Source organism: Nocardiopsis sp. iso_238 (assembly GCF_056173325.1).
Map to the genome: position 1 here is coordinate 4,648,120 of NZ_CM149668.1, position 18,250 is coordinate 4,666,369.

17 protein-coding genes are annotated in these 18,250 nt (G+C 68.0%); 8 read left to right on the forward strand and 9 right to left on the reverse strand.

Annotated elements, in window-relative coordinates; translation table 11 throughout:
* Nucleotides 1-80: 80 nt before the first annotated feature.
* The 7 genes from AC0VYL_RS21055 to AC0VYL_RS21085 all read left to right on the forward strand — a co-directional run bounded on the left by AC0VYL_RS21055 (nucleotide 81) and on the right by AC0VYL_RS21085 (nucleotide 5,871).
* Nucleotides 81-974, forward strand: coding sequence for a phage tail family protein (locus AC0VYL_RS21055; RefSeq protein ID WP_475481272.1), 894 nt, complete (start codon nucleotides 81-83; stop codon nucleotides 972-974).
* Nucleotides 967-2,142 (forward strand): siphovirus ReqiPepy6 Gp37-like family protein, encoded by a 1,176-nt coding sequence (locus AC0VYL_RS21060; protein ID WP_475481273.1) that lies wholly within the window; start codon nucleotides 967-969, stop codon nucleotides 2,140-2,142. The genes AC0VYL_RS21055 and AC0VYL_RS21060 overlap by 8 nt, the downstream gene beginning before the upstream one ends.
* Before the next feature lie 5 nt (nucleotides 2,143-2,147).
* Complete coding sequence (locus tag AC0VYL_RS21065) at nucleotides 2,148-3,107, forward strand: hypothetical protein (protein ID WP_475481274.1); 960 nt, start codon at nucleotides 2,148-2,150, stop codon at nucleotides 3,105-3,107.
* A 52-nt stretch (nucleotides 3,108-3,159) separates the two neighbouring features.
* Complete coding sequence (locus AC0VYL_RS21070) at nucleotides 3,160-3,474, forward strand: hypothetical protein (protein ID WP_475481275.1); 315 nt, start codon at nucleotides 3,160-3,162, stop codon at nucleotides 3,472-3,474.
* Nucleotides 3,475-3,518: 44 nt separating this feature from the next.
* Nucleotides 3,519-4,553: a peptidoglycan recognition protein family protein gene (locus AC0VYL_RS21075; RefSeq protein ID WP_475481276.1), complete on the forward strand. Its 1,035-nt coding sequence runs from the start codon at nucleotides 3,519-3,521 to the stop codon at nucleotides 4,551-4,553.
* Nucleotides 4,554-4,775: 222 nt separating this feature from the next.
* Nucleotides 4,776-5,015 carry a hypothetical protein gene (locus AC0VYL_RS21080; RefSeq protein WP_475481277.1) on the forward strand — a complete coding sequence of 80 codons (240 nt, stop codon included), beginning with the start codon at nucleotides 4,776-4,778 and terminating at the stop codon, nucleotides 5,013-5,015.
* Nucleotides 5,016-5,073: 58 nt separating this feature from the next.
* Nucleotides 5,074-5,871, forward strand: a complete 798-nt coding sequence (locus AC0VYL_RS21085) for a hypothetical protein (protein ID WP_475481278.1) — start codon at nucleotides 5,074-5,076, stop codon at nucleotides 5,869-5,871.
* Between the two features lie 332 nt (nucleotides 5,872-6,203).
* Here the strand turns inward: AC0VYL_RS21085 and AC0VYL_RS21090 are convergent, their stop codons facing one another.
* Nucleotides 6,204-6,365, reverse strand: a complete 162-nt coding sequence (locus AC0VYL_RS21090; RefSeq protein ID WP_475481279.1) for a hypothetical protein — start codon at nucleotides 6,363-6,365, stop codon at nucleotides 6,204-6,206.
* Here AC0VYL_RS21090 and AC0VYL_RS21095 point away from each other — a divergent pair.
* A complete protein-coding gene (locus tag AC0VYL_RS21095) occupies nucleotides 6,345-6,797 on the forward strand; it encodes a peptidoglycan-binding domain-containing protein (RefSeq protein ID WP_475481280.1) in 453 nt (150 codons plus the stop codon). The two genes, AC0VYL_RS21090 and AC0VYL_RS21095, sit on opposite strands and share 21 nt — an antisense overlap.
* Before the next feature lie 242 nt (nucleotides 6,798-7,039).
* On the opposite strand, the gene AC0VYL_RS21100 is transcribed toward AC0VYL_RS21095, so the two are convergent.
* The 8 genes from AC0VYL_RS21100 to AC0VYL_RS21135 form a co-directional block, all read right to left on the reverse strand.
* Complete coding sequence (locus tag AC0VYL_RS21100) at nucleotides 7,040-7,399, reverse strand: hypothetical protein (RefSeq protein WP_475481281.1); 360 nt, start codon at nucleotides 7,397-7,399, stop codon at nucleotides 7,040-7,042.
* Between the two features lie 1,123 nt (nucleotides 7,400-8,522).
* Complete coding sequence (locus AC0VYL_RS21105) at nucleotides 8,523-9,575, reverse strand: hypothetical protein (RefSeq protein ID WP_475481282.1); 1,053 nt, start codon at nucleotides 9,573-9,575, stop codon at nucleotides 8,523-8,525.
* An 18-nt stretch (nucleotides 9,576-9,593) separates the two neighbouring features.
* The gene (gene fxlM, locus AC0VYL_RS21110) at nucleotides 9,594-11,537 is read right to left on the reverse strand and encodes a methyltransferase, FxLD system (RefSeq protein WP_475481283.1); all 1,944 of its coding nucleotides are present in this window, start codon (nucleotides 11,535-11,537) and stop codon (nucleotides 9,594-9,596) included.
* Nucleotides 11,530-12,780 (reverse strand): lanthionine synthetase C family protein, encoded by a 1,251-nt coding sequence (locus AC0VYL_RS21115; RefSeq protein ID WP_475481284.1) that lies wholly within the window; start codon nucleotides 12,778-12,780, stop codon nucleotides 11,530-11,532. The genes fxlM and AC0VYL_RS21115 overlap by 8 nt, the downstream gene beginning before the upstream one ends.
* Nucleotides 12,777-14,864 carry a lantibiotic dehydratase family protein gene (locus AC0VYL_RS21120; protein ID WP_475481285.1) on the reverse strand — a complete coding sequence of 696 codons (2,088 nt, stop codon included), beginning with the start codon at nucleotides 14,862-14,864 and terminating at the stop codon, nucleotides 12,777-12,779. The genes AC0VYL_RS21115 and AC0VYL_RS21120 overlap by 4 nt, the downstream gene beginning before the upstream one ends.
* Before the next feature lie 74 nt (nucleotides 14,865-14,938).
* Entirely contained in the window at nucleotides 14,939-15,106 is a 168-nt protein-coding gene (locus AC0VYL_RS21125) for an FxLD family lanthipeptide (RefSeq protein ID WP_475481286.1), read from the reverse strand.
* A gap of 382 nt (nucleotides 15,107-15,488) precedes the next feature.
* On the reverse strand, nucleotides 15,489-17,507 hold the full coding sequence (locus AC0VYL_RS21130) for a hypothetical protein (RefSeq protein WP_475481287.1): 2,019 nt from the start codon (nucleotides 17,505-17,507) through the stop codon (nucleotides 15,489-15,491).
* Nucleotides 17,504-18,151, reverse strand: coding sequence for a hypothetical protein (locus tag AC0VYL_RS21135; protein WP_475481288.1), 648 nt, complete (start codon nucleotides 18,149-18,151; stop codon nucleotides 17,504-17,506). The genes AC0VYL_RS21130 and AC0VYL_RS21135 overlap by 4 nt, the downstream gene beginning before the upstream one ends.
* Between the last annotated feature and the right edge of the window lie 99 nt (nucleotides 18,152-18,250).

Below are 18,250 nucleotides of genomic sequence, written 5' to 3' on the forward strand. Positions count from 1 at the left end.
TGCCAGTTCTGTACTTCCCCCCTGGCCCGCGGCCTCCTGGTCTGCCCGTTCCGGCGACGGATGATGCGGGCGCCCCGCCGTTGCTCACCTGGACTGGTGCGGGGGGCCAGGTCATCGCGCTGAACAGTGATGAGGCCGGGTTCCTGCTCATGCCCGGCGTTCGCGGCTTGGAGTTGCCCGAGTACACCCACCACGAGGTTGAATCCTCCGAACTCGACGGAAGCCTCGTCACGAGCAGCCGGGCGCTGCCCCGGGAGATCTACCTACCGCTCTACGTTCACGGACGCGACCGCGCCGAAGCGGTTCAACGGCGTGGGCTGCTGGCCCAGGCCATGAACCCCCTTCCCCCGACCGGAGGCGCCGGGGTCTTGGAGGTGGCTGATCGGGACGGGACCCGTCGCCGGATTCGTGCTCGCTATGTCGAGGGCATGGCCGGGGACGAGGGCACCGACCAGGCCGGGGCCTACTGGGCGACCTACGGGGTAACCCTGATGGCCGAGCAGCCCTACTGGGAGCTGACGCCGGTGCGCCGCACATGGCGCATCGAGGGCACCCACCACACCTGGCTCCCCCTCCCGCCCCTGCGGGTGCGCGGCAGTGACCTGATCGGTGACGGCATGGTCATCGACAACCCCGGTTCAGCGTCGGCCTGGCCAGTGTGGACCATCACCGGCCCCGTTGCCGAGGGCACGCTCATGCGCTCGCACTCGCTGTCTCAGAGCCTGGTGGTGGACCTGGCCCTCGACAGTGAGCAGTCCTTGACCATCGACACCCGGCCACGCCGCAAGAGCGTGCGTGACGGCGACGGCGTCAACCAGTTCGCGCACCTGGTGCGCGGTTCACGCCTGTGGCCGCTCACCCCCGGACGAAACCTCATCGACGTCGAACTGTCGGGAGCCGAGGCCGGAGGAGCCTCCCTGAAGTTGGAGTTCACCCCGCTGGACATCACCTCGGTACGAGGCCGCCATGGGTGAGTGGCAACTCTGGGTGCGCGACCACCAGCGCCGCTGGCTAGGCATCGTTGATGACGATGTCGACTTCACCGCGACTTCACGCCATCTCGCGCTCGGTGCCTGGAGGGTCACCGTGGACGCCTCCAGCCCCTCGGCGGACCTGCTCCGTGCGGGAGAAGGCATCGCTCTCCTCGATGAGAGCGGACACGTCCTGTTGAGCGGCCCCAAACGCCCGATGGAGCGGACCCGCACGTCGGGGGCGGAGAACACGCTGACCTTCAGCGGTGTGGACGACACCGCCCAACTGGCCCGCATCGTCTACCCCTCCCCCAACACCCCCATCACCGAGGCCGGAGTTCAGCACGGCGCCCAGTACTGGACCCGCAACGGCCCAGCCGAGGACGTCCTGCTCGAACTGATCGCAGCGAACGCGGGACCCGATGCAATCGATGACCGCGCACTACCCGGCCTGCGCATACCCGCTTCCGAAGGACGGGGGCACGAGGTGTCCTCGCAGCTGCGACTGGACAACCTCCTGGAGGCGGCCTGGTCCGTCGCCGGTGCGGGTGAACTCGGGTTCCATCTGGTCCAGGACCACGACTCAACCGACCTCCTCGTTCACGTCTACCCCGCCCGCGATGTCTCCGATCGGGTGAGGTTCTCCCCCTACCTGGGCAACCTCGGCTCCTACGAGTACAGCGCCTCCCCTCCAGAGGTCACCGACGTCATCGTCGCCATCGGTGGCGAAGGAACCGACCGGAGGTTCTACCGCTACCAGGAACGGGACCCCCTCTGGCCGGGGGTGGTCATCGAGGAGGTGCTCGACGCCCGGGACCTGTCCCAGGAACCCGGTGAGGGGGACGAGGAGTGGACGGACCCCGACGTCGCCTCTCGGGAACGCGCGACCGAGCGGCTCCGCGACGGGGCGGCCACCGCGTCGGTGACCTTCGAGCCCTTGGAGAACGAGGGGACCCAGTTCGGTCGCGACTACGCCCTAGGCGACGTCGTGACCGCCGAGCTGGACCTGGGCGAGGTCACCGACATCATCCGGGAAGTCCACTACTCCCGAACCCCCGATCAGGGTGAACGGTTGCGCCCCACGTTGGGAGAGCCCCCTGATCAGCCCCAGATCTACAAGCGCGTCGCCGCCCTTCGCCGCGACGTGGACCAACTACTCACCAGGAGGTGACCAGCGTGGCCGAAAGCTTCGGCGTGTTCGCTGAGCAGCCGCTGGCTACGGACACCGGGCTCGCCGCCCTGCACCGCCGTTGGAGCGTGGACGGAGTCGTTCCGGACGGGCCCGACGCGGCGCAGGCGTTGGAGGTGATCGCCGATGGCACCTCCCGCGTGAGCCTGGCCCCCGGGTTCGCGCTGGTCGGCGGCTGGTTCTACCGCACCGACACCTCCGTCCCAGTGCAGGTCGAGCCCAACACCCACGCCCAGGCCCGATGGGACCTCCTGGTGCTGCGCGCTTCGACCGCCGAGGGGCGGTGCGGACCCCACATCATCGAGGGGACCCCCGGTGGGTCGGTCCCGGCCCCGGTGCGCTCGGCGGCCGGAACTTGGGATCTTCCTCTGGCGGACCTGCGGGTCCAGGGCCATTCGGCGGTCGTCACCAACGCCGACGTGAGCGACCGTCGCCAGTTCACCGCGCCCACGGGAGCCGTGCCCTGCACGTCGGGGGTGCGTCCGGCCTCTCCGCATGAGGGGATGTTGATCTACGAGACCGACACCGGCCGCCTGGCCGTGTGGGCTGGCTCGTGGGTACGTGTGGCTTCGTCTGCCTACCCCGGTCCGTGGCAGCCGCTGACCGTCAGGTCGGGATACGGGCAGCCCTCCCATGGCCAGGCACCCGCCTGGCGGTGGGAGAGTCACGACACCGTGCGCCTGCGCGGACGGATCGCCCGCAACAACGGCAACCCGATCACGCACCGCGCCTGGGTTGCCCGACTGCCCGCCCAGGCCCGCCCTCCAGCCGTGGTGTCGATGGCGGTGACAACCACCTCCCGACACGGCGGCACAGCCGCCACCCGAGGTATGACCTCCCGTCTGGAAATCCGCCCCGGATCGGTGGCTGACGCGGGCGACCTCGTGCTGTGGACGGCATATGACCCCACCTGGGTGGGACTGGACGGGGTGACGTTCGTTGTCTGAACTCCCCTCCTGGTTGGTGGAGACCGGCCTGTGGGTGGGAGCGGGTGCTGCCGTGACCACCGGCCTGACCGCAGTGGCCATCGGCGCGAGCAAGCTCATCACGCTTGCGCGCCGGGTGGGTCACCTGGTCGACGACCTGATGGGCGAACCAGGGCGGCCCGGCCACGCAGCCCGGCCCGGACTGATGAGCCGGGTCGCTTCGCTGGAGACCGGGCTGGCCGACGTGCGCCACGAGGTCCAGCACAACAACGGCACCTCGTTGAAGGACGCTTCGAAGCGCACCGAGGAAGCCGTTCAGAGCCTGTCTACCCAGGTCGATGACCTCGCCGGGCAAGTCGAGAAGCTCACCCGCCCACCCTCCCCCTGACCTCAACCCGAGAACCCGTCACCGCTGGTGCCGGGAACTCACCCATGCCCAGAAAGGGGCTGCACTTCTTGATCCTGCGACCGCGTTCCTACTTCGGGTGGGGCGCCTCCGGTGCCTCCTGGGCCTCTCCCACCCGAGGCCTGGTCATCCACTACAACGGTCCCGCCACTCGTCTGAGCACCCACAAGGACTGCATCGCCTACTGGAAGCGGGTGCGCCGCGACCACATGAACTCCAACGGCTGGGCGGACCTGGGCTACAGCTGGGGAGCATGTCGGCACGGCGAAGTGTTCACCGGCCGCGGGCTCTCCCGCGCCCAGGCCGCGCAGGGGACCAACGCCGGAAACCAGCAGTGGTACTCGGTGACGCTGATGCTCGGTGGCAACGAGCAGCCCACCGAGGGACACATCCAGGCCGTGCTCGACCTCCGTGCCTACCTCATGGCGCGCGGTGTCGGCGGCGCGATCCGTGGTCACCGCGACTTCGTGGCCACCTCCTGCCCCGGAGATGTTCTCTACCGGCTCGTGTCCGATGGCACCTTCGGCGCGAAGGGCAACGGCAACCCCAGTGCCGGTGGGGGTGGCGGTATGACCTCCGTGCGTTCCATCCGGTCCCAGCAGACCGCCGTCAACGGCCTGCGCTACAACCCGAAGCTGGACGTGGACGGGCTGTGGGGTCCGCTCACCGAGGCCGGTGTGAAGTGGCTTCAGTCCAAGGTCGGCGTCAGCACGGACGGACTGTGGGGCCCTGCCACCGAGGCCGCCTACAAGGCGGCTGGTGGCACCGCCCCCAGCACCCCCGTCTCCAAGGTTCCGCCCTTCCCCCTCCCGAAGGGCGCCTTCTTCGGCCCCAAGGAGGGCCCGAACTCCTCGGTGAGCGGCTACTACAGTCACCGATCCGACCTGCGCCGCTGGCAGAAGCAGATGCTGGTGCGCGGCTGGTCCATCGACGCCGACGGCCTGTATGGACCGCGCACTGCCCGAGTGGCACGTCAGTTCCAGGCAGAGAAGGCCCTCTCCATCGACTCCCTCATCGGCCCGGCCACCTGGACCGCCGCATGGACCGCCCCCATCACGTGAGTGACCCCGGCTCCCGAAGGCCCCCAAGTCCCTTCCTTCTCGCAGCGGCCACCGGGTTCGCCCTCGGTGTGCTGGTGAGCCTGGCCGTGTGGACGCTCAACGACCTCGCCCTGTGCCATGGAAGCCCCACCCTGATCCTCCCCATTCGCTGAACCCACCCACCGGAAGAGAACCGCCATGGTTCACCGCTCCGACCATTTCGACCGTCCCGAAAGGCCCCTCATGCCCAACACCGCCACCCGCAGCGACGCCCGCACCCGCAGCCTGCGCACCAGCGCCCAGAACGCCCTGGGCGCGATCGTTTCCGTCGCCCTCGTCGCCGCGTCCGGTGCCGTCCTCGACAGCGTTTCCCCGGGCGATCTCATCGACTGGGCCACCCTGGGCGTGGCCGCGGGCACCGCCGTAGTCGGAGCCGTCGCCGCCTACGTCCACCGCCTGGTCGACGGCGACCGCACGTCCTGAACCCCACCCGTCCCCCGGTCCGTGGCCGGTCTCCTCAACGAGGGGGCCGGCCTCGTCGTTGAGTAAGGAAGGCAGCGCGGTGCGGTACTGGTTCGGTGGCAGCCCCGCCGATTATGTCCTCGCCCCCGGCGAACAGGTCCCCCTGACCGAAGAGGAGATCGGCTACCAGCCACTCCTTGTGCCCGGCGTCGCCCTGTGGGTGTTCGACCACGACACCGGGGAACGCCTCCTCGACCTGCTGGACTCGACCAGCCAGAGCACCGACACCCTCGTCTCGGCCGACTACGGGCTGATCCCTCGCTTCCGTGGACCCGATGACACCAAGCGGGTACTCATCGCCCCAGCGCCCCGGGGTGAGACCGAGAACGGAGACGCCGAAGGCCTGACGTTGGGCCGTTGGGTCCTGACCTCCACCGACTGGCCCGCGATCGTTGCCAGGTTGGACACCCGTCTCTCTCACCTGGAAGACAACCCCCCGCCGGGGGACGGGGACGAGGACCGGCCCGAACCTGTGGCCACCGCCCACCCCATGCTGTGGTCCATGCCCGACGAGCTGGAGACCCGCACGTCCCGGCACCGGTACGTGAACCTGGAGGGGCGGGGGCAGACGGTCACCGTCTTGCACGCCGAAGCCGTCACGCTCACCGAGGGTGAAGTGATCGTGCACCTGCTGACGGTGGACACCGACACAGGCGCCGAGCTCGTAGCTGCCGAGGTGATTCTCGACGCCGATCACCGGGCTGCTCTCGTCACCCCCGACTTTCGGGTGAGCGAGCGCACCGCGTTGACGGTCGGTGTGCGCGTGACCGAGGAGACCGAGGCGGCTGACCTGACGGTGCAGGTGATGATCCGCTGATCATCATCGACAACCCCCTTGCCGGTCCGGTCGGGACGAGGGTCAGCAACGCCACCCTGGCCGCGAGCGCGAGCGCGGGCGCCGTGACCGTTCGCGCCTCGTCGGACCGCGCTGTCTACGATGACTCCGCCGACGTGCACGGCGCGGGCGGCCTCCGGATCGAACCGGGGTTCCACCGGGGAGACACACCTGCTCTGCGCGTAGCTCTGCCGCCTGCCCCTTGGGCCGCCCGGTGGTACATGAGGGCACCCTCCTTTCAGAGCGCGGGGTTCGGGACGGCCGAGGTCCGCTGGATCGCGGACTCAGGAGGCCCGGGGCTGCTCCTGCGGGAGTCAGCGACGGGGTTGGCGCAGGTCCGAGCGCAGCCCCGCGATCTTGCCGCCGATCTCCTCCAGCACGAGCACGTCGGTCCTGGAATCCTGCTGGACCAGCTGCTCCGTGTCGAGATGCGCCAGGTCACCACACACCTGGCCGTGAGGGCGTTCGCTGCTCACAGCGAAGAGGTCCTGGACTACTGGACGTTCCGTGGCCTGCGGCTGGAGGGGACACTCTCCCTGTCCGGGTACCGGTACCGTTCCCGCGCCACCCTGTACTGGGGTGACCAGGGCACACCCGTGCGTCAGCTCCAGCTCGAACTCATCGACCTCGGATACAACGTGGGGGCGTGGGGGGCCGATGGTTCCTTCGGGAATGCCACCTACGAGGCTGTGAAGAGCCTTCAGGCCGCACGGGGGATCTCCCCGGTTGACGGCATTCCGGGACCGGAGACAAGGGCTGCGATGGATCTTGCATCCGGGAAGCGACCGCCTTCCATGTGGTTTTCCCATCTGGCGCTGTCGAACGGACCCTGGATCGGCCCTGTGTCTGCTCCTCCACCCGAACCTGAATCAGCCGCATCCAGCTTCATCTTCGGATTCCCGATCTGATCGTGTTTCCGCAGCTAGAGATGCTATTTTCGATCCCATGTACGGATCCCGGGGTGGGAAGCCCCGGAGTGAACCTAGGCCCCGTGCCCTGCTTGAGCAGGGCACGGGGCCTCTTGTCGTGGGTGGGGTAATCGAGCCAAGTTGACGCGCTCCAGAGACTGGAGGGAGACCTTATCCGTCTGGCGGGTACCCGTGCAGTCCAGAACGATTATGGCGTGGGCGAGCCAGTGAGGCGGTACGGTTCACTCCGAGCGGAATAAGTAGTCCCATGCCGCGACGACGTCGTCGATTCCTGTGACACCCAAAAATACGCACGCGGCGGCAGAGATGCCCGACAGCACGATCCAGTACTCCTCCCAGGACATGCGTCCCAGCTGCACCTCTTTGCGGAACACGCCAGCGACCGCCATAAGCGCAATTGCTGGGCCGAGCAGCGCGGGCAGGACGAAAATGGCGAACCACGTCTCGTCATTGCCGGAACTTTTGAGGTACTGCACGTAACTCGCTGCCAAGGTCAAGCCCGCGACAATCCCTGGGATACACCAGATCACGTCCAGGTCACCGTTGATCTGATCTTCGCCGTCGCTGTCACGATCCGCCATGGGCTCAGCCTGTCTCAGAATTCAGGGTGCAGGAGAGCTCCACGCTACGCACCAAGCGGCGGTACGGGCGCGGAAGTGTCCCCACCCGGCCAGCGCCTCACCCATGAGAGCGAACAAGATATGCACGGAAAGGGGTAACGAGCGACTCAGAACCCTGGCCGTTACTTCGGGGAGACTAGACAACCCTCCGCAATACGGTCGCTTTGAGTGATTGCTTGGTTACTTTAAGCCCGCATGGAGGGGCGGCCATGGCTACTCACGGCATCCGAACCGACAAGGACTACCACCTTCGACGGCCGATGGGTGGGTGATGGTGCTCGGGCGAAAGCGAGACAACTGCCACTGGCGGAGGTCTCCCCGGGGTCAATAGTGGAGCCTCCCTCGACCAGGTAGACGATCAACACGGCGACGACCGCGTCCCACAACGCGCGGAGAGCACGGCAGTGAGGAACCAGCCGGTCACTCGATCGCGCAGCTCGAAACCGGCTGAGGAGGGATCCGAGACTCTCGTAGGCCGACGCCAAGTCGGGGGAACCGGCCACGACCGGGACCGCGGCGACTTCTCGGATCGCCTTGCGCTCTCGCTCCTGGGCGCCCGCTCCTTCAAGGTCGAGCGCGCACAGAGTGCCTGCCCCAGTCGGTCGAGCAAGGGGGCTCCCCCGATGTTCTGCTGTCCATACCGTTAATTCCTACAAACGCGTGCGCAACCAGTCCAGAGCGGCTTCGCCCCACCGGTACCCATCGTCCCGAAGGTGCGGGATGCCCGGCCGGTACGGCAGTGGGCAGGAACTGGACCATGTCCAGCCAGGCGGCGCCACGGGCTGCCCACGGCCAGTCCACGAACTCGACCTCCTGGTCCGGGGTGATGAGGATGTTGTCCGACCGCAGGTCCATGTGGAGCAGGGTGTCGCCGTCTGCTCCTCCACCCGAACCTGAATCAGCCGCATCCAGCTTCGTCGTCGGCTTCCCGATCTGATTGTATTTTCGCAGCTAGAGGTGCTATTTTCGATCACGTGTCCTCGCTCCGGGGAGGGAAGCCCTGGAGCGGGCCAAGGCCCCCGTGCCCTTGCTTGCGCAAGGGCACGGGGGCCTTTTTGTCGTGGGCGGGCACGCGTCTGTGGCCTCAGGGAGCACGGATCGCCTCGAGTGCTACGCGGACGGCGTCGGCCAGGGGTTCAAGGTCGCCGGGTGAGGCTGTCTCCAGGCCGCAGCGCCGGACGGTCTCCGCAAGGGCGGATCGGTAGTTCCCCGCGTCACTGCTGGAGAGAAGGTCGCGAGCGCAGTAGCCGTTCCCGTCGTCCAGCACACGACCGATGAGCTGTGAAACCAAGGGGTCCGTTCTCGGGTCCCCGGGGCCGACGATTGTTCTGAGGGTCACGAGGAGCCGTGTGTGGAACACGGCTGTCGAGGTGGTCCAGGGGATCGCTCCGCAGGTCTCGACGGCTCGGTCAATGTGGTGCTCCTGCGGGGCCGGGTCGCTGATGACAGCGAGGAGCGAGGTCACCGCTTGTTCCCAGGGCTCGCCGGGCTCGGTGGTCTCGACGAGTTTCTGTGCCTGGTGGAAGTCGCCAGAGGTGGCATGGTCGATCATCGCGATCTGGCGGCCGTCGCTCATCCGGTTGCCCACCCCCCGGTGTGACCTCACGAGGTCGTGAGCGTCCGACCAACGTCCGGCTGTGGTCAGGGCGCGCGCTCCGTCCGCGAGCAGGACCCTCCACACCCACTGCACCACCTCCCGGTGGTGGTCGTCCTCGCTGGTGAGGGAGGAACACGGCACCCGAAAGCCATCATTCAACACGGTGTCGGTGCGTTCGCAGACGGCGTCGAACAGTTGCTCCAGCAAGTTCAGCGCACGGTCACCCTCACCTGCTCGAATGCGTAGTCGAGCGAGGTTGACGACGGGCTCCAGGACCTGGATGGTGACTTTGCCGTTGGCCGGGAGACGGCTGAACTGGGCTTGGGCGTGCTCGTGGCACCAGGTGCGGGCTAGTTGGGGAAGGCCGAGGTCGGAGGCGAGGAGAGCTGCTTGGTTGAGGACGGTCGCGGCGCGTACCGGGTCGTGGTGGGCGGTGTCGGCGAGCTGGAGCAGCTCGCCGACACGTTCCTCGACTGACCGGCAGGCTGGACGCGGGCGTGCCACCAGGGGGAAGTAGCGCACCAGGTGGGGGGTGGTCATCTCAGCCTTCCGAAGGGGTTAGTACCACAAGGTCCTCAGCGTCGTTTCTCCGTTGTCGAGGTGCAGCTCGAAGGACGCCTCGGACTTGCGGTCCCATCCGGTGATGACCGCTGCCATCCGGTCCGCGAGTTCATGTCCGTCCTGGCTGTGGCTGATCACTCCGAACTCCCACTGCCCCTGCGGGGTGGTGAGGGGTCGGCCGGTGAGGTAGGCCAATCCGCGGCCGTGGGTGGGGACGCTGGCCATGTCGCCCCAGGGAAGACCGGGGGTGACGAGCCCGCTCTCGATCGCGCTCCTCTTCGTGAGCATCCTGGAGAGGGAGTTGTCGAGCGTCACGGCCAGGCGCAGCCACAGCCCTTCGCGGGGCTCCATTCCGCCGATGGTGATGCCGGTCCACACCGTCTTCGCGGGCTCGTCGAGCACACCCTTCACCTGGGCGGACGTGATCTTCTGGTCCCGGTTGACCTGGATCATCACGGTGTCGTCGTCGGTGATGGGCATGTAGGAGCGGGTGTCACCGTCTACGGAGTCGCGGAGGGGCATGAACGTGGACAGCTGACTGTCCACGCTGATCAGCTTGTCGCCGTCGCGCTGGAAGACGATGCTGTAGGAGGCGTCCCCGGCGATGCGGACCGGGGCGATGAGCAGGCCCCCCGGAGCGAGCTGGGTGACCCAGGAGGCCGGGACTTGGTGGGAGCCGACCGTGGCGATGATCCGGTCGTAGGGCGCTCCGTCTTCGTGTCCGAGGGCGCCGTCACCGAGGACGACCTCCACGTTGTCCACTGCGGCCTCGCGGAGCCGGTCGGTGGCGTTGTCGGTGAGGTCCTGGTCCACGTCGATGGTGACCACGTGGCCCTTCTCGCCCACGATGTGGGCGATCAGCCCAGCGTTGTAGCCGGTGCCGGTGCCCAGTTCGAGGACCCGCATCCCCGGTTCGATGCGGGCCTGCTCCAGCATCATCGCGACGATGCTGGGCTGGGAGGCGCAGCTCAGGGATCGTCCCTGCTCGTCGTCCTTGATGGAGACCGTGCGGTTGGCGTAGGCATCCTCCAGGCTGGCGTTGGGCACGAACAGGTGCCGGGGCACGGTCCGGAAGGCGTCCTCCACGGCCGGGCTGGTGATGTGGCCGTTGTTGCGCAGCTGGTCGGCCAAAGCGTTGCGTGCGTGGTCGATCGCTTCGGTGGTCGGGGTGGTGGTGTCGGTCATGACGATCTCTCTAGCCGTGTTCGACAGGATGTGCTGTTCCCGGTGGGACAGGCCCCACCGGTTGAAGGAGAAGATCAAGTGGTGCGCGCACACCGCACGTAGCCCGCGGGTGAGCATTCCTCGTCGGTGGAGGTCGGCCAGCCCTTGACCGGCGTCGGTCAGGTCCCGGAGCAGAGCGGTCTCGTTTCGCAGTGGTCCCGCCTCTTGGGTGAGGGGGTGGGGGTTCACGGTCATCAGGGTGCGGACCTGGTGGGTGTGTACCGGGTCCAGGGTGAAGGGTTCGGGGCGGTTGCGCAGCGAGCAGACCCGGGACCAGACGTCTCCTTGTTCGTACCAGTCCAGGCCGACCGCGCGCAGGAACACGCTGGACATCATCACGGCGAGTTCGGCGTTGCCGAGTTCTCCGTGGCCGGTTCGTGCGGCGCGGTGGAGAAGGTGTCGGGTCTCGTTGTGGAAGAGCTGGTGGGCCAGGTCCATCGCGAGGCGTCCACCGAAGGCCCCCTGCTCGGGTTCGTAGACATCGTGGGTCCACGACTCCACCTTCCCTTGGTCGCGAAGTGCGGTGAGCGCCTGGTCCAGGTGGGCGCGGGCGCCCGGCCCTTCGCAGTACCGCAGTCGCCAGCAGGGGTGCTTTCGGATGAACCACCAGCCGCTCACCGGTCCCTCTTCGAGGGCGGGGAGGAGTTCGGTGGCGGTCTGGTTCGCGGTCTCCCACCGCGTCCATTTGATCCAGACCTGGGGCGTGTCGTCAGGCACGGCGATCTCCGATCAGCAGGAAGGAGAACCAGGTGCTGTTGGTCCCGGCTCCGAGGGTGTGAAGGACGGTTGCGGCCCCGGCTCCGCCTTCGAGGAAGCCGATCCCGCTCCTGCCGTCGTGGGGTGTGAGGAGGAGGTCTGCGGCTTCTTCGCCGGTCGGGGACGAGCAGAGCGGGTTCAGTAGGTCGAAGGGGGTGCCGATGCCGGAGGTGTGGGCCAGGAGTGTGTGTCCGGACCACCCGTGGCAGATCGAGGCGTCGCGGACCCGGCGTAGTTGTGTGGGGTTGCCGAGGGCCTCGGTAAGAGCGTCGCGGGCTGCGACGGAGCGCTCGTCGTCGGCCAGGGCTTCAGCAGCGAGCTGTTGGGCTCGGCCAAGACCACCCGCTCCGTAGCACCAGGAAGGCCGTTGCGGACCAACCACCAGCTCGTGCTCATGGTGCTGCGCGGTGGTGACCCAGTACGGCCACCAGGCGCCTTCGTCACTCGTCTGCATCCAGGTGTCCAGCCACGCAACGATCCGGGCCATCGCTTCCACGTGTCCGGGGACGCGAGTGCCGGCCAGGTGGGCCAGTGACAGCAGCGCCAGCGGTCCGGCGATGCCGTGGGCGATGCCGTGGTTGGAGTGCCCTCCCGGGAAACGCGGTGAGGTTGTCCCGTCTGGGCCCTGCGCAGTCCACCAGCCTGGCAGCCGCCGTCCGTCTGGCTGCTCCAGTGGTTCGGTCAGGCGCACGAGGTACTCCAGCACCTCGCGAGCCCGTTCGGACCCCGGGTCGCGCAGCTCCAGGAGCAACCCGAGACCGGTCAGTCCCCGGATCGCGTCGAACTCGCAGAGTTCTGGCAGCTTCCCCTGTTCGGCACGTTCGTGGGCTGCGGCGAGGCGCCGAGCGGCGATGCGGTGAAGGACGCGGTCCAGAGCAGCGACCTCGGCCTTGTACCCGCCGGTCCCCTCGTGAGCGTAGTGCAGGGCCAGGAGGACGGCCGGGGCCCCGAAGTACAGGTGGGCTTCTGGCCCGGAGGCGACGCCATCGTGGACCGCAGCCTTGAGCCACCGGTGAGCGGTCTCCCAGGAGGCGTGGCCGGTGCGAGCCCGTTCGATGTGCAACAGCGAGATCCCTGCCGCTCCCTGGGCGAGGGATTGCGGCCACCACTGGTTACGAGCCCGCTCGTAGCCCTGTTCGGGGGTGGCGAGACGGTCAGCCACGGCCGCGGCGATGCCAACGGCCTTGTCAGCGGAGGACGTCATGACGGCTCCTTGTGGGTCAGCTGAACCAGGATCTCGGTCGCCCGACCGCCGCACCATCCGAACGCGGTGGGCGACGGCGCTTCCCTCAACCTGGTGGCGCCCACGGTGCGCAAGTGGGTGCGCAGGAGGTAAAGGTGATCGGAGTCGCTCACGTCCAGGCGCAGTCTCTGGTCCCCCGCCCCCATGTCCACCCGGGCGGGGATGTGTCGGCGGTGAGCGAACTCGGACCACGCGGTCTTCCATTCGGCCCAGGTGGCTGAGGCGGGTGGGAGGTCGTGCGGACGCACCCGCCACTGCGCCGGGCTGATAACGATGCGCCCCGTCCGCATCCTGGGCAGGAACGGAAGTGAGGAGGCCATCCCCCAGTCGAAGGGGACGACGTGCCGTCGCTCGGATCGCGGGAGTTCAGCGAGGAACCGCGCAATCCTGGGCGCGAACCGAAGGTTGAGGGCGTGAAGCACCTGCGGCCGGACGCGTTGGTTGAGGGCGTGCGACCACAGGAACAGGCCTTCCTCGTCGCTGCCCACCGCGAGGTCGTGCACGCTCAACGCTCCGGGCGGTGGGTGTTCCCCGACGCTGAGCACGCGGTCCAGGATCTGCGGGGCCTGCGTCACGTGTGCGGTGCGCGCCTTGACCGGGGGAAAGGACAACTGCACTGCGACGGCGTCGCTCGAACCCAGCGCGAGACGCAGATCCTCGGTGCCCCCGGTCATCCCAGCGAACCGGCCAGCCATGGTCCCGGCGTTACGTGAGACCCCCAGAACCTCCAGCCGGAAGCGTCCGGAGTCGAGCGCGGCCGAGCTCGGGGAGTCCAGCCGGAGGGCTACTTCCGTGTGATCGACCGTGGGCTGGTGGGGCTGGTCCCGCACGAGTTCCAGGAGGTCCGTGGGGTCGGCTTCGACCGTGCTGTCTATCGCCGCTGTCTGTGCGCAGTCCAGCAGCCACTCGTCACGGGAGGTAGGCGGGAGAGGAGCAGGCTGGCCCCAGGGCGGGTAGCCCAGGCCGGTGTGTGCGAGGACTTCGAGCACAGGAACGAGGGTGTCCGGGCCGTACCGGTCCACGAACTGCTGTCGGTAGCCCCTCCAGTGTGGGAGCCCGTCGCGGTAGGGGCTGAGAACCTCCAACATCTCCACCGCCTCGGTGACGGCCCGGGGGATGGTGACCGGGAGGGAGATCTCGGCGTGCAGCAGAAGGTCCGCAGATGGCTGATCGGGGATCGCGCTCAGCGCCGAAGTGAAGTCCGAGGACCGGGTCACCGTGGCCAGAGCTTGACGGGTCCGGGCCACGGTCTCGCCCTCGTCCTGCTCGGCTTCCCCCGCCTGGTCGAGAACGGTGTCGAGGTGGTCCACGGGAGAGCCGATGGAAGGGGGTCGCAGGTTGGTGACCAACGCGCCCACGCGCACGAGCTGGGTGAGAACGCTCTCGGCATCCCCAACCGAACCTCCCGGGTGGGTGGCAATCACGGCCTCGACCACCCTGTCCCACGACGTCGGACGATGCGCCGCCCGCAGCACGGAGCGCACGACGGCGGTGGAACCGATGCGGACTTCAGCCGTGGTGGCTAGGGGCCCGCTGTCAGGCCGGAGAACCTGGGGAACGACCACCTGGCCCTCGTCCGCGTTGACCTCGGCCAGCGGGGTCGCGACGACTTCGCACTGGGCGAGGAGGGCGGAGACGGTCTCCATCCGAGTGACGGTGTCGGCCACCCAGGCCCCTGAAGGCGTGAGGGCCAGTCGATGCCCGTTCCACTGCACCCGGGTGGTCTGGGCCCATCGCCCCGGTGCGACGCCGGAGAAGAGACCGAATGGGGTCGGCCGATGAAGAGCGCGCAGGTGATACCGCAGCAGGGAGGCGATGACTCGGCGGGCACGCTTGGTGGCCATCGGTGTGCCATCAAGAAGGGCGTGGGCACGAGACGTGAGGACTGGCGAGGCGTGGCTGATCGCGGCCCCGTGGGTGGGCCACACGGCTCGCCCCCAGCTACGCCAGTCCTCCGGTGTTCCGCTGATCAGGTCCGGGCCTTCAGGGACAGTGGGGAATTCTCCGGTGGATCGGATAAGAGGAGTTCCAATGACATGCCACATGGAGGGCACAGGTTTCTCCGACTGCCAGGGTGCCGCGCCCGGAAGGGCGAGCGCGGCACCGGGGTGTCTCAGATCTAGTCGCTTCCGAAGGAGCTTGTCACGCACGAGTTCGGGCAGGAGGAGCCGCACCCGTCGTCGGTGAGGTTGATGTTGTCGGGGAACGCGGTGGAGTCCTCGACGAGGGTGATGTCCAGGACGAAGGGCGTCGGAGTGGGCGACGCTTCGGAGGTAGCAGTGCTCATGATGGAACTCCATTGACGAGTTTAACTGAACCGGGAAATCACTTGGTCAGATCTCTTAACCAATCACTTTCCCATGGGAACGCTAACCCAAAATACTCCCACCCACAAGCAACACGGCATTACCCAATGCTGGACTATTTGCGACATAGAAAAGGGCAGCAGGGCGAATATGCGCTGCCGCTCTCATTCCAGCCTTCTAATCAACCTTCCAGGCAGCACACTCCTCAAACATCGCTTTCACATCTTTAACATGGTCCACAGAAATACCTTTTGGCGAGTGCCACCACGCGGCGGCAGATGTGTTCCCCGATCCCTCGGTTCGCGCCCGTGACAACGGCCGTGGGCCGGTCTGCGCGCTGGTGGTTGGTCTGTTCGGGAAGGCTCACGGGGTGTCTCCCTCCAGCTCCTCCAGCCGGGCGCTGGCCTGTTTCGCCACGTGGTGTCCCGCCTCCACCAGGGCGTGGGTTCGCTGGAGGTGGTCGATCTCCTGGGTGGAGTCCTCGCGGGCTCGGGCGATGCGGGCCAGGTCCAGGTGGAGCGACGCTTCCTGGACCCGAGACCCGGACACCCGGGCGCTGGCCAGCGCCTGGAGCGCGATCATCTCCACCACCCGCAGGTCCTCTTGCTGCTGAAGGAGGAGGGTGATCATTCCCTGGGCGCTGCGGGTGGCCTGGTAGAGGTCCGGGGGGTCCAACTCCATGAGCGTGCGGTAGGACGCCAGGAAGTCGCGGTGGGCCTGCTCCGTGTTCCCCTGGAGAGTGCGGATCTCACCCAGGCGCCGCTGCTGAAACGCGGCCCCGCGCAGGTTGTCGACCTCTTCGTGCAGTCGGAGGCTGAGGGCCTGCGCGTGCTCGGCCTCCTCCAGTCGGCCCAGGCGCCCGAGCAGCGACCCGATGGCCTCATAGGCCGAGGCCACCCCCTGGGTGAAGTCGTCCTGTTCGTAGGAGTCGCGTGCCTTCGTGTAGAGGTCCAGGAGCTCGTGGTCATCCTGGGGCATGGTGGTGCCCACGCGCTGAAGCATGAGCCCCACGACCTTGCCGTCAGCGTGCGCGCGGGCTGACTCCACACCCTTCTCGTAGAGGGAGCGGGCGTCGGCGGGCTTGCGCAACACGATGTAGGTGCCGATGTGGTCGCAGATCATCCACACCTCGGGGCGGCCCAGCTCGTGGAGGAGTCCGGTGACGGCCACGATGTTGGCCAGCTCGGAGTCGAGCCAGGTCAGTGTCTGGGCGCGGGTGGTGAACCACGGCTTCTGGTCCAGTTGGGACTGTGCGGCCAGTTCGACGCCCTCGTCGTCGGCTCGCCACCGCCACGGGTTCAGGACCTTCTCCGCAGCCGCGAGGCGCAGGCGGTAGAAGCCTGCCAGGCCGTTGGCCAGTTGGGTGCGGACGGTGGGGGCGAGTCGGTGGGTCAGGGGTGCGCGGACCTGGTCGTGGACGGTGTAGCGGCCCTGTCCGGCGTCGGTCACGACCGCGTTGTCCACCAGCTCGTCCACGACCCGCTGGGCCTGGTCGGTGGTGGACTCGTTCAGGTGGGCAACGAGTTCGGTGGTGACCCACGGTCCGGGGTGTGCGGCGATCATCGCGGCGGTGGTGACGGTGTCCTCGGGCAGGTCGTCGAGCAGCGCCTGGATGCTTGCGGGCACGGTGTCCTCCTCATCGTCTGGTTCTGTGAGTGGTGGTGTCAGGTCACGGGCCAGGACAGCGGCGGTCAGAGCCGCAGCCAGCGGGACCCCGCGCGTTGAGGCCACCGCGTCCTGGAGCAGGGGCTCGGGCAGGGGCTGCTCGGTCAGGAGCGTGATCATCTCCTTGACCGCGCCGGGGGCCAGAGCGGGAAGGCGCGCGTACCGGGCTCCGGTGGCGACCAAGTCCGCGAGGCCCTGGTGGGCGGTGACGATCCCCGCGCACCCGGGCCCAGCAGGAAGCAGAGAACGAGCAGCTTCGGAGGTCGCGTGTTCAGTCACCACGAGGAGCTGCCGGGTCGCGGTGGCCGAGCGCCACAAGGCGCGCAGGTGGTCCTCGTCTGCGGGCAAATCGGTGTGTCCCAGCGCGGTGAGCCAACCGCGGAGAGCGCTGTCGATGCTGGTGCGGTTCAGGTCGGTGTAGAGCGTGCCGTGTTGCCACCGGTCCTGGTGGTCGTGGCCCCACACGGTTATGAAGGCGGTCTTCCCGATGCCGGGCGGGCCCTCGACGCCGACCCACAGAGGGCCGTGGCGGTGGGTCCAGGCGTGGTCGAGCCAGGCGCGCGCCTGGGTGCGGTCCACGAACAGCCTGGGTGCGGGGAGCTGGCGGGGCACCGGGGCGTGGGAGAGCGCTGTGGGGTCGGCGCGGGCGAGATGGACGTCGCCGGTGATGGTGCGGGCCTGGAGGATGGTGGCGGCCCGCCCGTGCACGTAGTTCACTGGTCCCCCTGCCGGGGGTGGATGAGGGTGCGAGCGTGGAGCACTCCGTGATCGGAGTGCGGGTTCAGGTGCACCGCGAAGCTGCCCGGCAAGAGCTCGACAGAGTCATCCGTGAGGATGTGGTCGATGGGCAGCGACTGCGCGGTGACGGTGGTGCCCACCAGCCCGGAGCCAGGCCGCCCGCGCTGTTCCCAGTCGAGCTCTGCGAGGGTCCGGTACCCCGCTCCGAGGTCCGTCCGGCGCTGCTCAACCTGTTCGGCCCAGGGTCCGATCAGGGTGTCGAGCGGCACGGTGTCCTTGATCCACAGCCACTGCCCGGTGATGAAGTCTTGGACCAGGCGGGCCTTCTGCCGGCGTTTGTGTGCGGGCACCTGCTCCCAGTCGCGGTCACCACCGTGTGCGCCGCTCGGTGCGGAGTTGAAGTCGCCCATAATGACGTTGGTCAGCGGCAGCGCGATACCAAGCGCGAGGGTGCCCCACACCGTTGTGGCCAACAGGGTCGTGGGCAGGGTGGTGGACAGATTCGTCACTGCGGGTGCGAACCAGGCGAGGACGACGAGGAGCGCGACCATCGCGAAGCCGTACCCGTACACGTGCAGCACGTTGAGGCCCCGGGGGCGGGTCGGGTGGTCTGTGGAAGTCATCAAGCGGGCCTTCTAGTTTGTTGGGGCCCGGGGCCTGCTCCGTCGAACAGGCCCCGGGCGAGGCGGACCGCTGGAACCCCCGGTCTGGGGAGGCACCGC

Bases quoted from the DNA above. Each gene is read 5' to 3' on its own strand.
- AC0VYL_RS21060 (WP_475481273.1), top strand. From the start codon at position 967: ATGGGTGAGTGGCAACTCTGGGTGCGCGACCACCAGCGCCGCTGGCTA.
- AC0VYL_RS21125 (WP_475481286.1), bottom strand. From the start codon at position 15,106: ATGAGCACTGCTACCTCCGAAGCGTCGCCCACTCCGACGCCCTTCGTC.
- AC0VYL_RS21135 (WP_475481288.1), bottom strand. From the start codon at position 18,151: ATGACTTCCACAGACCACCCGACCCGCCCCCGGGGCCTCAACGTGCTG.
- AC0VYL_RS21100 (WP_475481281.1), bottom strand. From the start codon at position 7,399: ATGGCGGATCGTGACAGCGACGGCGAAGATCAGATCAACGGTGACCTG.
- AC0VYL_RS21080 (WP_475481277.1), top strand. From the start codon at position 4,776: ATGCCCAACACCGCCACCCGCAGCGACGCCCGCACCCGCAGCCTGCGC.
- AC0VYL_RS21115 (WP_475481284.1), bottom strand. From the start codon at position 12,780: ATGACGTCCTCCGCTGACAAGGCCGTTGGCATCGCCGCGGCCGTGGCT.
- AC0VYL_RS21105 (WP_475481282.1), bottom strand. From the start codon at position 9,575: ATGACCACCCCCCACCTGGTGCGCTACTTCCCCCTGGTGGCACGCCCG.
- AC0VYL_RS21120 (WP_475481285.1), bottom strand. From the start codon at position 14,864: ATGTGGCATGTCATTGGAACTCCTCTTATCCGATCCACCGGAGAATTC.
- AC0VYL_RS21075 (WP_475481276.1), top strand. From the start codon at position 3,519: ATGCCCAGAAAGGGGCTGCACTTCTTGATCCTGCGACCGCGTTCCTAC.